General features: G+C 72.9%; 11 protein-coding genes. 6 read left to right on the forward strand and 5 right to left on the reverse strand.

Features of this window, described 5'->3' with window-relative positions; translation table 11 throughout:
- Positions 1-19: 19 nt before the first annotated feature.
- Positions 20-1027 (reverse strand): aminoglycoside phosphotransferase family protein, encoded by a 1008-nt coding sequence (locus ACSNOG_RS05770; protein WP_436751431.1) that lies wholly within the window; start codon positions 1025-1027, stop codon positions 20-22.
- A gap of 396 nt (positions 1028-1423) precedes the next feature.
- Between ACSNOG_RS05770 and ACSNOG_RS05775 the strand changes: the two genes are divergently transcribed.
- Positions 1424-2935 carry a DNA-binding protein NsdB gene (locus ACSNOG_RS05775; protein ID WP_436751432.1) on the forward strand — a complete coding sequence of 504 codons (1512 nt, stop codon included), beginning with the start codon at positions 1424-1426 and terminating at the stop codon, positions 2933-2935.
- Positions 2936-3006: 71 nt separating this feature from the next.
- Here the strand turns inward: ACSNOG_RS05775 and ACSNOG_RS05780 are convergent, their stop codons facing one another.
- Positions 3007-4476, reverse strand: a complete 1470-nt coding sequence (locus tag ACSNOG_RS05780; protein ID WP_436751433.1) for a PP2C family protein-serine/threonine phosphatase — start codon at positions 4474-4476, stop codon at positions 3007-3009.
- A gap of 410 nt (positions 4477-4886) precedes the next feature.
- Between ACSNOG_RS05780 and ACSNOG_RS05785 the strand changes: the two genes are divergently transcribed.
- On the forward strand, positions 4887-6311 hold the full coding sequence (locus ACSNOG_RS05785; protein WP_436751434.1) for a HEAT repeat domain-containing protein: 1425 nt from the start codon (positions 4887-4889) through the stop codon (positions 6309-6311).
- A 95-nt stretch (positions 6312-6406) separates the two neighbouring features.
- Complete coding sequence (locus tag ACSNOG_RS05790) at positions 6407-6961, forward strand: hypothetical protein (RefSeq protein ID WP_436751435.1); 555 nt, start codon at positions 6407-6409, stop codon at positions 6959-6961.
- Positions 6962-7015: 54 nt separating this feature from the next.
- Here the strand turns inward: ACSNOG_RS05790 and ACSNOG_RS05795 are convergent, their stop codons facing one another.
- A complete protein-coding gene (locus tag ACSNOG_RS05795; protein WP_436751436.1) occupies positions 7016-7471 on the reverse strand; it encodes a hypothetical protein in 456 nt (151 codons plus the stop codon).
- A 306-nt stretch (positions 7472-7777) separates the two neighbouring features.
- Between ACSNOG_RS05795 and ACSNOG_RS05800 the strand changes: the two genes are divergently transcribed.
- Positions 7778-8515, forward strand: coding sequence for an ATP-grasp domain-containing protein (locus ACSNOG_RS05800; RefSeq protein WP_436751443.1), 738 nt, complete (start codon positions 7778-7780; stop codon positions 8513-8515).
- A gap of 561 nt (positions 8516-9076) precedes the next feature.
- Here the strand turns inward: ACSNOG_RS05800 and ACSNOG_RS05805 are convergent.
- Together ACSNOG_RS05805 and ACSNOG_RS05810 are read right to left on the reverse strand one after the other, a co-directional pair.
- Positions 9077-10213 carry an alpha/beta hydrolase gene (locus tag ACSNOG_RS05805; protein ID WP_436751437.1) on the reverse strand — a complete coding sequence of 379 codons (1137 nt, stop codon included), beginning with the start codon at positions 10211-10213 and terminating at the stop codon, positions 9077-9079.
- Between the two features lie 128 nt (positions 10214-10341).
- Positions 10342-11343 (reverse strand): NAD-dependent epimerase/dehydratase family protein, encoded by a 1002-nt coding sequence (locus tag ACSNOG_RS05810; RefSeq protein WP_436751438.1) that lies wholly within the window; start codon positions 11341-11343, stop codon positions 10342-10344.
- 801 nt (positions 11344-12144) lie between these two features.
- On the opposite strand from ACSNOG_RS05810, the gene ACSNOG_RS05815 reads away from it, so the two are divergent.
- Positions 12145-14319 carry a hypothetical protein gene (locus ACSNOG_RS05815; RefSeq protein ID WP_436751439.1) on the forward strand — a complete coding sequence of 725 codons (2175 nt, stop codon included), beginning with the start codon at positions 12145-12147 and terminating at the stop codon, positions 14317-14319.
- Between the two features lie 67 nt (positions 14320-14386).
- Positions 14387-14647 (forward strand): DUF3492 domain-containing protein (locus tag ACSNOG_RS05820; protein WP_436751440.1); only part of this gene is annotated, 261 nt, incomplete at its 3' end.

Raw genomic sequence — 14647 nt, forward strand, 5'->3', positions numbered from 1 at the left:
GAGGGGCGGAGGCGGTGGATCAGCGGGTGCCGACCGCCGCTCGGACGGCGCGCCTGGCGAGCGCGCAGTCGTCGTGCAGACGGCGCAGCAGCAGCCGCTGCTCCTCACCGGAATCCGCCGCGCCGGGCGTCGCCGGGGCCGGCTCCTGCATGGCGCGCTGCACGGCCGTCTCGCACGTACGGAGCTCACGGGTCAGTACGAGCATGAGGTTCACCAGGAAGGCGTCGCGCTGCACCGTGCCGGCCTGCCGTGCCACCTGGCTGATATGACGGCGCGCCACCGGGGCGTCGCCGAGGACCATCCAGAGCGTGGCGAGGTCGTAACCCGGGAGATACCAGCCCGCCTGGTCCCAGTCCACCAGCACGGGGCCGGTGGGGGCCAGAAGGATGTTCGACAGCTGGGCGTCGCCGTGGCAGAACTGGCCCTGGACGTGCGCCAGCCCGTACAGCAGCTTCTGCAGGTCGCCCATGTCGCGGTCGGTCAGCAGGCCCAGCTCGTGGTAGCGGGCGATGCGCTTGCCGTAGTCCAGCGGCATGTCGAACATGCCCGCCGGGGGCTGCCAGAGATTGACCCGGCAGATCGCGCCGAGCGCGGCCCGCACATCCGCACGGGGCGGCGCCTCCGAAGGGTGCCGCTGCAGGGCGGCGGGACGCCCGGGCATGCGCTCGATCACCAGCGTGCAGTTGTCGGGGTCCGCGGCGATGAGCCGCGGCACCCGCACCGGCGGACGGTGGCGGACGAACGCACGGTATGTAGCTATTTCATGCCGGAACCGCTCGGTCCAGGCTGGTGAGTGGTCCAGTAAACACTTGGCCACTGCTGTGGTGCGGCCTGTGGAGCCGACCAGCAGGACCGAGCGCCCGCTGCGGCGCAGGACCTGGACGGCGTTGAACTCCGGGCAGATGCGGTGCACCGCGGCGATCGCCGTGCGCAGCTGCGCGCCCTGGGGGCCGGACCTCGACCCCTCCCACGCCGCGGGGGCTGCCTTCGGGGGCGGGGCGGACACGGAGGACGAGGCTGCATACATGAGCGGAACGGATCCCTTCGTGTGCCGACGAGTTGCGCGCTACCCCGGTCTCCGGGCCGGCGTGCACCCTGGGGAATGCACGTGGTCCGCGGCCGGCCGCCCGGACCGCCTTCGGACAGCCTTTCGGGCGTTCCTGGGCGTTCCCAGTGGTACCGGCCGGTTTCCCTGCCGACTGAGGCCGACTCACGGCCGACCGACAGCCGACCGACAGCCGTCCGGCGGCCTGCTGGCGGCCGACCGATGGCTGACCGACGGCGACCGGGGTGGCGCGTTCCTACATCACACCCGCCCGCGGGTGGCACACCATGTGGCGGACCCTGGCGAACCCTGGCGAATACTCGCCTGGCCCATGACGGCCCGCTACCTTCAAGTCAGCCGAGAACCTGGGGGCTTGACGTGACGAGGGAACCCAACACCCGCCTCGCGGATCTGTTCGGCCTGGCCGGATGGTCCAAGGGCGAACTGGCGAGGCTCGTGAACCGGCAGGCGGCCGTCATGGGCCACCCGCAGCTGGCGACCGACACCTCGCGGGTGCGGCGTTGGATCGACATGGGGGAGTCCCCGCGCGATCCCGTGCCCAAGGTGCTGGCAGCCCTCTTCACCGAGCGACTCGGCCGTGTCGTGACCATCGAGGACCTCGGGTTCGGTCGGCGGGGGCGCGCGGGGAGGGGGCAGTCCTCGGACGGCCTCCCCTGGCCCCCCGAGCGGACGGCCGCGGTCCTCACCGAATTCACGGGAATGGACCTCATGCTCAACCGACGCGGCTTGGTGGGTGCGGGCGCCGCGCTCGCCGCAGGCTCAGCACTCAGCAGCGCCATGCACGACTGGCTGCACTCCGATCCGGTCCTCGCCTCCGACTCCCCCCGTTTCGACGATCCGCTGCGCAGCAATGCCGTCCACACCGAAAACGCCGGGCTCGACCGCTACGAGGCCGCGCCGGTCGGCTCCACCGAGATCGACGCCCTGGAGCGCTCGGTCGAGGTGTTCCGCGCCTGGGACGCCGCCCGCGGCGGCGGCCTGCAGCGCAAGGCAGTGGTCGGCCAGCTCAACGAGGTGGGGGGCATGCTCTCCTACCACCACCCCGATCACCTGCAGCGCAGGCTCTGGGGTGTCGCCGCGAACCTCGCCGTGCTCGCCGGCTGGATGTCCCACGACGTGGGACTCGAACCCACCGCCCAGAAGTACTTCGTCATCGCCGCCCACGCGGCCCGCGAGGGGGGCGACCGGCCCCGCGCGGGCGAGGCCCTCTCCCGCGCGGCCCGTCAGATGGTGCACCTCGGCCGGCCCGACGACGCCCTCGATCTGATGACGCTCGCCAAATCCGGCTCCGGCGACGAGACCCTGCCGCGCACCCGCGCCATGCTCTACACCATCGAGGCCTGGGCACAGGCCTCGATGGGCCGGGGCCAGGCCATGCGGCGCACCCTCGGCGAGGCGGAGGAGCTGTTCATCTCCGACAAGCGGGACGTGCCGCCCCCGAGCTGGATGCAGCACTTCGACGAGGCGGACCTGCACGGCATGCAGGCCCTGGCGTACCGCACGCTCGCCGAGCACGACCCCGGGGCCGCGGCCATCGCCCAGCAGCACGCCAAGGAGGCGCTGGCACTGCGCAGAAGCGGCCACCAGCGGTCGATGATCTTCGACTACATCTCCATGGCCTCCGCCTGCTTCATCAGCAACGACCCCGAGCAGGCGGACACCTACGCCCGGCTGGCCCTGGTGTCGATCGGGGAGACCTCCTCGCACCGCACCTGGGACCGGCTCCGCGAGATGTACCGCTTGACCGGGAAGTACGCGGGATACGCCCGGATCGAGGATCTCCGGCAGGAGATCAAGCAGGCGCTGCCCAAGGCTCCCAAGGCACAGCCGAAGAAGGGCGGCAGCGCCGGAAAGGGGACGGCGGTGTAAGGCGCCGCCGGGTACGCCCCTCTGCGGGTGCGGACTCTCCGACGGCTCCCCGCCGGTGCACGCCGACGACCTCAGCCGTTGACGCGCCCGATCAACAGGCAGGCGTCGTCCTCGCGCTCCTTGCCGCCGAACTCCTCCAGCACGGCCCGTACGCACTCCTGTGCGCACTTCGCCGTGGCGAACCGGGGGGCGAAGTCCAGCAGGCGGTCGGTGACGGTCCCGGTGAAGGGTCCGGCGCTGTGGGGCGAGAGTCCGTCGGTGTGCAGCAGAAGGACGTCACCGGGCTCCAGGAGCTCCTCCGCCTGTCCGTACGCGGCATCCGATACGGCTCCGAGCAGCATGCCCTCGGGCGGCTGCAGCGCACGGCCCTTCCCCCGGCGGAAGAGCAGGGGAGCGGGGTGGCCGGCCTGGGACCAGGTCAGCGTGCGGGTCGCGGGGTCGTAGCGGCAGCAGACGGCGCTGCCCAGGGCGGGCTGAGCGGAGGCGTCGAGGAGGTGGTTGAGCCAGCCCATGAGCGGGGCGGGTTCGGCGCCGGTCACGGCCATGCCGCGCAGTGCGCCCAGCAGCATGGCCATGCCGGAGGTGGCCGCGGCGCCGTGCCCGGTGAGACCGCCGACGCTGAGCAGGGTCTGCCCCCCTGGCAGCCGCAGGGCATCGAACCAGTCGCCCCCGATGAGGGCGCTGCTGGCGGAAGGGAGGTAGTGAGCGGCGAGGTCGAGCGCGCCGGGCGAGCCGTCGGACCGGGGGGTGCCACCCTCGGGGAATCGCAGGGAGCCGCGCCACGGCGGCAGCACGGCTTCCTGCAGCTCGACCGCGAGCCGGCGCTCGGCCTGGGCGAGATACTCCCGGCGCTGCAGTGAGTGGCACGTCTCCTCCACCGCATCGCGGCTGCGGCGGAGATCGCTGACGTCCCGTAAGACGGCCCACATGGAGGCCGTGGAGCCGTCGGCGCCGAGGACGGGCTCGCCCATCATGTGCACCGTGCGGACCGAGCCGTCGCCGCGCAGGATGCGGAACTCGCCGTCGACGGGCCTGCCGTCCACCAGGCAGCCGGTGACCATCGCGGTCAGCAGGCCGCGGTCCTCCTCAAGCAGCCAGGAGGGCAGCTCGTCCAGCGTGAGCGGGCCGTCCTCGGGACTGCGGCCGAACAGCACGAACAGCTCGTCGGACCAGGTGGCCTCGTCGGTCAGGAGGTTCCATTCGGCGCTGCCGGCCCGGGCCGGGGCCGTGCCGGCCGGGGCCGCGGGCGCCGGCACGGTGGTGCGCACCGTGCCCGGAGCGTCGACCGGGCCGGGGGCGGGCGGGCCCTCGCGCAGCCGGCCGAGGTGCTCACCGAGATCGTCGAGGTGGTGGGCGGCCAGGTCGCACAGGGCACGGTGCCAGCGCCGCCGGGCTTCATCCGGCTCCTGCGGGCCCGCCGCCTCGCGCCGCACGGCGTCGAGCCCGCCGCGCAGCTCGCGGGTCTGTGAGATGAGGGCGTCGACCGTGCCGTGCTCGGGCGGCTGAGCTGCGGAGGAGTCCGCGTGGAGGGGGGACGGCATCTCGTACTCCGATTGGGGGGCGCGGTGCGGCCGGCTCCGTAGGGTCCGCGGGGTGGGCCGGTAACGACTGTTGCACAGCGAGCGAGGGCCTGTAAGGGCTTTGGCAACACCCGATCCGGTGGTGTCCAAGGCATATGCCTTCGGCAGGACGAAGTGACGGCGAAGCTTCCCCTTGGGTGTAGCCGGGCAATTACGGGAAGTGCGGCCGGTCCGGGTGGGGGCGGAGTGGTCGAGGAGCGGGCAAATCGGACAGGGCTCGGCGGAATCCCTCACTCCAGGTAGGCTGCGGGGCGCTCGACCGACCTCGAGTTCCCCCTGTTCACCACGCATAGCACCGGTGGACACCGGCAAGAATGCCGGACGACGGAAATCCCGTTGCCAGCCGACTCCCCGCACCGGATGCTGACCCCATGTTCGATCCAGACATAGCGCCCAGCGGCACCCTGCTCGGCCTCCTTCAGCGAGGCCGCGGCGACGGGACCCTGCATGCCCTCGCGGCGCCGCGGGCGGAGGCGCTCGCGGCGCTCCACCACTGCCTCCTCAGCGACCCCAGGCGCGACTGGCAGGTGGAGAACCGCTCCCTCTATTACGCGCGCCTGTGTCTGGACCTCGACGCCGGGCTCGACGAGATCGACCGGCACCTCTTCGACGCCGAGGACCTCCTCGACACCGCCGAGGAGCGCACCGGGCTCGCCCTCGCCGTCCTCGGCCACCTCGCCTCGTACGGCCGGCAGGACGCCCTCCTGCTGCTGCGGCGGTACGCGATCTCGGGAGCCAACTGGGCCTGGGCCCTCGACGAGCTCGCCCTGCGCGACGACGACGCGGGCCTGCTCGCCCTGGGCGAGAGCATCCTCGCCCGCTTCCCGGCCGGCCCGGAGGGCGACAAGGCGCTCGCCGCGGCCGTGCGCGACGCCTTCGAGCCCCGCCCCTGGCGGCTGTGGGCCGATGCCGCCCAGTCGCCCGCGACCGCGGACCGGGTGCGCGCCGCACAGGAACAGGGCTCCTTCGACCGCTGGCAGCGCCAGCTGCGGCCCACGGGCCCACGGCCCGGCTGGAGCGTGCGCGAGGTCCTCGACTGGGCCCAGGAAGGCCTCGGCCTGCACCCCGTCCAGCTGCGCCACGTCCCGGCGACCCGCTGTCTGAACGCCGTGGCGGGCCCGGAGGACCGGCTGGAGATCATCGAGGCCGCCGCCTTCGGCCCCGAGGGCGCCCGCGCCACCGCCCTCCGCTATCTCGCCGAGCACGACGACCCCCAGGCGCTCGACCTCATCGAGACCGCCGCGGCCGAGCCCGGCGAGCTCGTGGCCGACGCCGCCGTCACCGCCTTCGAGCGGATGCGCGGCACGGCGGCCCTGGAACGGGCCCGCGTCTGGATCCACCGCAGCGACGCCCTCGGCGGCGCGGCGGCCGGCATGCTCGCCTCCCGCGGCGCCCCCTACGACGCGGCGCTCGTCCTCGGCGCCCTGCGCCGCACCGTCCGGGCCGAGGGGCCCGACGCGCCGGTCCTGTGGGACCTCGTGCCGGGCGCCGGGAGGCTGGGGATCACCTGCGCCGCGCCCGTCCTGCGGCACATCTACCGCGAGACGTCGTCCTCGCACCTGCGCGGCCGCACGGCGAAGGCGCTGGCCGCGACCGACCCGTCGTTCGCCAAGGGCTTCGCGGTCGAGTGCCTGTGGGACTGCGAGGAGAGCACCCGGGAGCTCGCCGCGCACCACGCGGCGACCGCCGACGCCCGCGTCGTCGAGCAGCTGCGCCGGCTCGCCGCGGATCCGGCCGAGGAGGACGAGGTCCAGATCGCGGTCCGCAGCCGTTTCGGCCCGGAGTCGGCGGTCTGAGGGCGTACGAGCAGAATGATCGTGTGAATGCGATAACAGACGTCTCGACGACAGAAGCTCCGGCGCCCGGTCCGGCTTCGGTATCCGCTCTGAGGGTGAAGCGGGCGGCGGCCGCCGTGGCCGTCCTCGTGGCCGCGCAGACGGCGGCCGGGACGGTCGCGGAGGCGGCCCAGCCACCGGCGCGGGCCGTCGCCGTGGCGGCGGCCGGGGCCGAGGGCGGCGTGACCGCCCCCGTGAGGATCACCGAGGGGCAGGTCGCCGAGGCCGCCCGGGGCGGCGCGATCCTCTACCCGAGCGTGACCAGCTGCCTGACGGTGACCGTCCGGCTGCGCGACGGCGGCCTCGTGGGCGCCCACGCCAGCCTCTTCCAGGTGCCCGGCGAACTCCGCTCCGACCGCATCCTGTCCGAGCTGAAGCGCAAGGCCGGGAGCCGGCCGGTGCGCGCGGTCGAGGTCAGGGGCGCGGTGGGGGCCTGGGACCCGAGCTACTTCGTCAAGGCCATCGAGAGCTACGGGGACGGGGAGGCCGTGCCCTTCCCGCAGTCGCCGGACCCCGGCGGCATCGCCGCGGCGGTGGCCCAGGGTCTCGGGCAGCCCCGGGCCCTGGTGACCGTCGAGGACGTGCCGGACGGCGACCAGACCGTCCGCTGACGGCCGCGTGCGGGGCGGCCCGGCCGCCCCGCACGCGTGTTTCCGTCGCTCGGCTCAGGGGCGACGGCGCTTGAGGGCCTTGCGGATCAGGACGATCGCCAGAATGATCATGGCGATCACGAAGACGAAGACCAGGATCATCACGATGATCATGAAGATGCCGAGCTTCTTGAAGAAGCCCTTCTTCTTCTTTTTGTCCTTCTTCGGCTTCTTCGCCGCCGTGGTCACGTGGCTCTTGGCGGACCCGTGCCCGTGCGAGGCCTGCAGCGCGGACGCGGCGCCCGTGCGCTCCGCCCCCGCAGCGGTCCCGGCCTGACGCTCCACCGTGGCGACGGCGGCGGCCGGACGGGCCTGCTCCGTCGCCTGGGCGGAGGCCGGGGAGACCAGCAGGGAGGCGCCCAGCGCCAGGGCCGCGACGACGGCCGCCCGGCGGGCCCGCTGCCACCGCCGCCGTACGACGGGTGCCGCCGCACCCGCCCGCAGCTCGTCGTCCATCAGCTCAGCGTTCATTGACGCCCCCATCGGTGTTCCGGGTGTTCTTGCACGTACCGCGCGCTCCGGCGGCAACGGCCACAGGGCCCGCCCCGCCCGAACGCGGCCCCTATTATCTGCACACCGACAAGCCGCCCAGCAGGGCGCACGGAAGCTCTGGAACCAAACCGGAACGATCGGCTCCTGAGCTGTGGTCACTATCCCGCACTATGGGCAGATTGGAGCCTTCCCGTGCCCACCGCCCACCCGGCCGCCCGGCTGGCACTCGCGCCGCGACACTCCTCCACGGCCGAACTGCTGGCAGCCGCGGCCCGGCGACGGGGCATGCGGGTGGAGACCCTCCCGCCGAGTGCGGATCCGGCGGACCTCTGCGGCGGGGGTGCCGGGGCGACCCACTACTACGGAGGCCCGCTCTTCGCCGCGCGGGTCCGCGACCGGCTGGGGCTGTGTCTGCTGGAGCCGGCCGACGAATGGCTCGCCGAGCTGCCCCGCGCGTTCTCCGGCCGCGCGATCCGTACCGCCACCCTGGCCGAAGCCCGCGCGCTCGCGGTCCCCGCCTTCGTGAAGCCGCCCACCGCCAAGAGCTTTCCGGCGGCCGTCTACGGCGACGGCAGCCGTCTGCCCGCCGGGCCCGGGCTGTCGTCGTGCACGCCGGTACAGATCAGCGAAGTCGTCGCCTGGCACTGCGAAGTGCGCCTGTTCCTGCTGGACGGAGAAGTGCGTACGGGCAGCCAGTACGCCGTCTTCGGCCGCCTCGACGCCGTGCCGCTCGACGAGCACCCGCAGCGCGCCGCAATCCTCGACTTCGCCGCCCGGCTGACCGACGCCGCAGGGCACACGCTGCCCAGCGCGGTCGTCGTTGACGTCGGTCTCATGTCGGCCGGGGGCGACGGGCCCCGGTGGGCCGTCGTCGAGGCGAACATGGCCTGGTTCAGCAGTTGCTACGCCGCCGATCCGGACGCGGCCCTCGATGTCGTCCTGCGCGCCGCGGGCCCCGCGGGGCGGGTGGCCGAACGGGACCGGCCCTTCAGCAGGCTGCGCGCCGACCAGCCCACGGCGTAGGCGGCCAGCGCCGCGACCGGGACCGCCGTGAAGGCGACCTGGGTCCATTTTTCCGCGTAGTGCGTGGCCATGGTGGGGGTCGAGGAGAAGGTGACCATCGGGCCCCAGGTGTAGTAGCCCCACACCATGATCAGCTGGGAGGTCACCGCGCGTACGACCGCATGGAGCGCGGTCGGGGCGATGGCGGCGACCAGGGCGACGATCGCGGCGTACGGCACGTACCCGGAGGCGAAGCGGCTCGCGGCGGTGACGGTCCTGCCGTCGCCGTCGCCCGCGACCGCGATGTACAGCGAGAGGGCGCCGGCGCCGAGGGCCACCAGGATCGTCACCGCGCACCGGCGGATTTCCTGCTTCATGGGCGTTCACTCCTCGTTTGCTCCGGTTTCCCAGCGTGGCTCGCGATTGTGCGCGGCCCGTGCGCCGGAGATGACGGCGGTGTCACGGTCCCGTGCGCGGTCCGTCTCCGAAGGGCCGCCCTTCGGCGCCGCATCCGGCCTCACGCTGGCGCGTTGTGTCTTCGGGGGAGGAGGGGGCGAAGAGGCCGCGTGGCAGGGGTGAGCGCTACCGGCCGCCCTCACGGGGAGCCGTCAGCTCCTTGAGTTCCTTGTCCAGCCACCTGAGCACCACGGGGTACTCCTCGCGCCACGTCTGGAAGTTGTGGCCGCCTTCGTCCCGCACGAGCTTGTCGATCTTCAGCGGCGCCTTGGCCTTCTGCGCGAACTTCAGGCTGGGCCCGTAGTTCTCCTCGTTCTTGCTCGTGCCCACGAGCAGCGACACCGGCGGCGGGGGCATGTGCTCCAGGCGCCACGTCAGGTCGTTCTCGTTCTTGTACGCCTTGCTGCTCGCGTAGAGGTCGCCGGTCCTGCCGTCCTGCCGTGCGAAGTAGTCGGCGGACAGGCCCGCCGCGGCGCCGTAGCGCGCCGGGTTGGTCATCGCGAGCTTCAGCGCGCAGTAGCCGCCCGTAGAGTTGCCGACGGCGCCCCAGCTGCCGGGGGCGTCGGAGGCGCGGTACACGTCGGACACGGCGAGCGGCACGTCCTCGTTGAAGAAGGTGAGCGCCTGCGGACCGCCCGGCACGTCGGTGCAGTTGGTGTCGCGGTCGGCGACCACCGACGGCCGGACCAGCAGGTAGATCGTCGGCCTGATCTCCTTCTTCATGATGGCCGAGGAGGCGGTCTGCGGGACCTTGAGCTGGGTGATGAGGTTCTTGGAGACCCCCGGCTGGCCGGTGATCACCACCACCACGGGGAACTTCTCCTTCTCATGCTCCTTCTGGAAGTACTCGGGCGGCAGGTAGGCGTAACCGTCCATGCTCAGCCCGCTGACCGGGCCCTGGATCCGGACGCGGTCCACCTGACCGGCCTTCTCGCGGGTGCCCTTGAGCCCGATGGACTCCTGGCCCTCCACGGCGAGGGCGGGCGGCCGCCGGCCGTCCTTCGTGCCCTGCTGCAGGACCTGCTTGCTGGACGCGCGCCCCAGCAGCTCGTTCCAGGTCGAGAAGAAGCCGAACTCGTTGTTCGCGGCGACGAGCAGCACCGCCAGGATGCCGAGCTGCGTCACGGCGAGCAGTCCGAGGCGGCCCGCCCACGCCAGTGGCCCCTTCCGGGCGACCCGCGGCCACAGCCACAGCGCGAGCACGCTCACCGCGACGGCGACGAGCACGAGGACGATCAGGAACGTCCGGGACGTCAGACCCACGGCAGTCACTCCTCTTGGAGGGCGTTACTCCGGGAGAGACGGGCAATCAGGGGAAGGGGTTTAGTCTTTTGAGACGGAATTTCATCTTATATCTGAAGAGGAAGGCGTGCCCTCCACCCGGTGGTCCCTCAGCCGGCGGCCGCCAGCCGTTCCAGCAGGGCCGCTTCCCGCTCCGGGGCGAGCCCCACCGGCGGCCGGTCCGGGCGCAGCGGGGCCCGGCCGCCGATCTCCTGCAGCCATGCCCACGTGGCCGCCACGGTCTCGGCCGCGGGGCGGCAGCGCAGCCCCGCCGCGAGGGCCTTGGAGGCGTCGCCCCGGTGGAGCGCGTCGTACAGTTCGCCGCCCGGCGGTACCCACACCGGCAGGTCGGTCCAGGGCTCGATGCCGGCGGAGAGGATCTCCTCGGGCCTGGTCCAGCGCAGCAGCGCACCGGAGCCGGTCGCACGGACGCAGGCCTCCAGCAGTTCGCCCATGGTCGCGTGCGCGGGAGGGCTCACGAGGTTGTACGGGCCGCCGAGCCCCGCGCCGAGGGCGTCGAGGATCCAGGCGGCGAGGTCGCGCACGTCGATGTACTGCACGCCCAGGTCGCGCGGGCCGGGGGCCAGCACCGTCCCGCCGCGCGCGATCCGCCCCAGCCACCACGGCAGCCGGCCCAGGTTCTCGCCGGGGCCGAGGATCAGCCCGGCCCGCACCAGCAGTGCCCGGTCGCCGAAGGCGCCGAGGGCCGCCAGTTCCCCGCCGCGCTTGGCCGCGGCGTAGTCCACCTCGCCGGCGTCGGGCGAGCCGTCCACCACGGGCCAGTCCTCGTCGTGCCCCGCCGGCGAGGGGTAGGCGTACACCGAGCCGCTGGAGACGTAGGCGTACCGCCCGGCGCGTCCGGCCAGCAGCTGTGCCGCGTCCCGCACGGCCGACGGCGCCCAGGACCAGGTGTCGACGACGGCGTCCCACTCGCCCCGACCGAGCGCCCGCAGCCCGTCCGCCTCCCGGCGGTCGCCGTGCAGGGCCGTGACGCCCCGCGGCGGTGCGTGCCGGCCCCGGTGGAAGACCGTCACCCGCCAGCCGCGGGCCAGCGCGGCCTCGGTGACGGCGCGGCCCACGAACTCCGTGCCGCCGAGTATCAGTAGCCTCATGCCCCCACCCTGCCTCCTGGACCCCACCTCGGGGAAGGCCCGGACCTCAGCGGGGGGCGGGAGGGGCAGGGGCGGTCGCCGCCCCGAAGGAGGGCAACCTTACTTAGAGGGCGAGGAGTTGCTTCCGGTTGCGTCCCGGCCCGCAGGGCCGTCTTGCCCGGTGAGATCGTCTACGGCGGCGGCCGGGGGGATGTATGAGGCGATCAGGGGATACGGAAGAAAAGTCGGACGGCCGTCATCCGGCCGATCTCGGGGCGGCCCGGCGCTCACGGTACCCCTGGGGCGCCCTGGGGCGCACAGCCGGGCGACCCTTCCGGGCGGCGGAATCGCCACAGGTCACCGGCGGGCCCGCCGGAGCGCGCGGCGGTCCCGGCCGGGCCGGAGCGGGTGATCGCAGGGCGCTCAATTCCGGCCAGGCACATGCCAATTCCGCTCCGCTGATGGCCAGTGAGCCAGCGAGACCCCCGGGCATGGCGCACTATATGCCTGGGCGGTCGAGAGACTGTTGAGGGACTCAAGTGCCTCTCGGTGCCGCGGCACGGGCACGCCTGTGCCCGCCGCCCGCGCTGTGCCGTGCGGTCCGGCTCCGGTCGTGCGGCCCGTCACGGGCATCGGTGTCCGTGCCGTCGGGGGGAACAGGCAGCCGGTCGGGTGGGGAGGCGCGACCGCTGCGGAGCCGTGCCACCGGGGACCAACAGGGGATCAATTCGATGTGCGGGCCGGGCCTCCGGCGCCGCTCGCACGTGCCTTTAACACCGGAGGGCCGCGCCGTGCGCGCCGCCGTCCTGGGGGGAGAAACCTATGGGTCGTACGACCCGCCTTGCCGCAGTCTGGACTGCGGCCGCCCTGCTCGCCGTCGCCCTTCCGGCCGGGAGCGCGCACGCCGCCGATTCCTCGCCGAGGATCGACCTGCGGGTCCTCGTCGTGGACGACGGCGGGCCCGCCACGGAGGCGATCCGGGCGGAACTCGACGGCGCCGGCACGCCGTACACCGCGGTGGACCTTACGGACGGCGGGCGCCCGCGCATCGACGAGGCGTTCCTCAGCGACACCGTCGACGGCAGACCGCGGGCCAGATTCCAGGGCGTGGTGCTGCCGAACGAGAACCCCTTCGGGGCGGGCTCCCCGGAGATGGCCGCCCTGGCCTCCTTCGAGAAGCGCTTCGGCATCCGGCAGGTCGACGCCTACACGTACGCGAGCCCGCGGGTCGGGCTCAACAGCCCCCAGGGCTCCGGCTACAGCGGCCCCCTGGACGGCAGGACCGCCCAGGTGACGGCGGACGGCGCCACAGGACCCTTCGGCTACCTCAAGAAAAACGTTCCTTTCGAGGACAACGACCCCTCGGTCAACGAGAGCTACGGCTATCTCGCCGCGCCCCTCGCCCAGCAGGAGCAGGGCGCGAGCTACACCAGCTACCTCGACGCCCCGATCCCCGGCAGTACCGCGCGCGGCTCGCTGATCGGCCAGTACACCCACGACGGCCGCAGCGAACTGGTTGTCACCTTCATCGCCAACCAGTACCAGAGCCAGTTCCGCCTGGTCTCGCGCGGCATCGTGGAGTGGCTGACCCAGGGCATCCACCTGGGCGCCTCCCGCAACTACTTCGGCGTGCACGTCGACGACGTCTTCGCCTCCGACGACCGCTGGGACGTCAAGCGCAAGTGCACCCCCGGCGACGTCGACTGCCCCGGCAACCCCGCCCCCGACAGCCCGCCGATACGGATGACGGCCGCCGACGCGCAGTACGCCAAGCAGTGGTCGCAGAGCCACAACCTCCCGATCGACCTGGCCTACAACGGCGTCGGCAGCGAGGAGTTCAAGGCGGAGCACGGCGGCACCTACGACCCGCTGCTCGACCAGCTCCGCGCCGACCAGAAGTCCTTCCGATGGATCAACCACACCTACACCCACGCCTTCCTCGGCTGCGTGCAGAACACCACCGTCGTGCCGTGGAAGTGCGCCACCGACCTGTTCGGCAACATCCGCTGGGTCAGCCGCACCACCATCAACGGCGAGATAGGCAACAACCTCGACTGGGCGGCCCGCCAGGGCCTGACCCTCGACAGGGACGAGCTGGTCACCGGCGAGCACTCCGGCCTGAAGACCCTGCCCCAGCAGAACAAGGACAACCCCGAGCTCGCACCGGCCCTCACGCAGAACGGCGTCGGCTGGGTCGCCAGCGACGACTCCCGCGAACGCCGGCAGCGCCAGGTCGGCCCCGCGCTCACCGTGCCGCGCTACCCGATGAACGTCTACTACAACGTCGGCAAGGCCACCGAGCAGACCGACGAGTACAACTGGCTGTACACCAAGAAGGCCGACGGCGGCAGCGGCACCTGCGAGAACTCCACCACGACCACCTGCCTGAAGGCACCGCTGGACGTGAAGACCGGCTTCTCCTCGTACATCGCGCCCCTGGAAGCCCGCATCGCCATGGGCCACGTCCTGGCGAACGACCCGCGCCCGCACTTCATGCACCAGTCCAACCTCGCCGAGGAGCGGATCGGCTACACCGTCCTGGAGAAGGTCCTCTCCGACTACGCGGGCCTCTACGCCGACAACACCCCGCTGGTCAACCTCCGCATGCGCGACATCGGCACGGAGATGAGCAAGCGGGCCGCCTGGGCCGCCGCCCTCGCCGCCGGCAAGGTCACCGCCTACCGCATCGGCAGCACCGTCACCGTCTCCGCACCCGCCGGGACCCAGCTCAACGCCACCCTGCCCGGCGGCACCCTCCGCAACGACACCAAGGCCGCCTTCGGCGACGCCTACGCGGGCCTGCGCTCCGGCTGGGCCGCCCCCGCCGCCGGCCAGGACCGGCTCGACCTCACCCTGCCCGCCGAGGCCACCCCGGCCGCCGGCGCACCGAACTCCGCCACCGCCCGCGTGCAGCCGCCGGCCGCGAGCGCCCTCCCGGTGCCCAAGGGCGTCACCGCCCGCGTGCCCTACGGCCCCGGGGACGCCGACCGGCGCTGACCCGGACCGCCATCCCTCCGTGCCGCACCACCCTATGCACCACCGACACTGGAGAGAACCGAGTTCTATGCACGGACCGCCTGCCGAAACGGCATCCGACACTCCCACGGTGACCCTGCTCACCGAGGGAACGTACCCGCACAGCCACGGCGGAGTGAGCGTGTGGTGCGACCAGCTCGTCCAGGGCATGCCCGACGTCGACTTCAAGGTCATAGCGGTCACCGGCACCGGCCGCGAACCGCTCGCCTGGGAACTGCCCGGCCACGTCAGGGAGGTGGAGAGCCACCCCCTGTGGGGACCTCCGCCCCCCGGCCGCGCCCCGCGCGGC

The sequence above is a fragment of the Streptomyces sp. URMC 124 genome (assembly GCF_051386455.1).
In the GTDB taxonomy this organism is placed as follows: domain Bacteria; phylum Actinomycetota; class Actinomycetes; order Streptomycetales; family Streptomycetaceae; genus Streptomyces.

Excerpts from the sequence above, each read along its gene's own strand:
- ACSNOG_RS05770 (WP_436751431.1), bottom strand. The coding sequence starts at position 1,027 with ATGTATGCAGCCTCGTCCTCCGTGTCCGCCCCGCCCCCGAAGGCAGCC.
- ACSNOG_RS05780 (WP_436751433.1), bottom strand. The coding sequence starts at position 4,476 with ATGCCGTCCCCCCTCCACGCGGACTCCTCCGCAGCTCAGCCGCCCGAG.
- ACSNOG_RS05785 (WP_436751434.1), top strand. The coding sequence starts at position 4,887 with ATGTTCGATCCAGACATAGCGCCCAGCGGCACCCTGCTCGGCCTCCTT.
- ACSNOG_RS05795 (WP_436751436.1), bottom strand. The coding sequence starts at position 7,471 with ATGAACGCTGAGCTGATGGACGACGAGCTGCGGGCGGGTGCGGCGGCA.
- ACSNOG_RS05800 (WP_436751443.1), top strand. The coding sequence starts at position 7,778 with ATGCGGGTGGAGACCCTCCCGCCGAGTGCGGATCCGGCGGACCTCTGC.
- ACSNOG_RS05810 (WP_436751438.1), bottom strand. The coding sequence starts at position 11,343 with ATGAGGCTACTGATACTCGGCGGCACGGAGTTCGTGGGCCGCGCCGTC.
- ACSNOG_RS05815 (WP_436751439.1), top strand. The coding sequence starts at position 12,145 with ATGGGTCGTACGACCCGCCTTGCCGCAGTCTGGACTGCGGCCGCCCTG.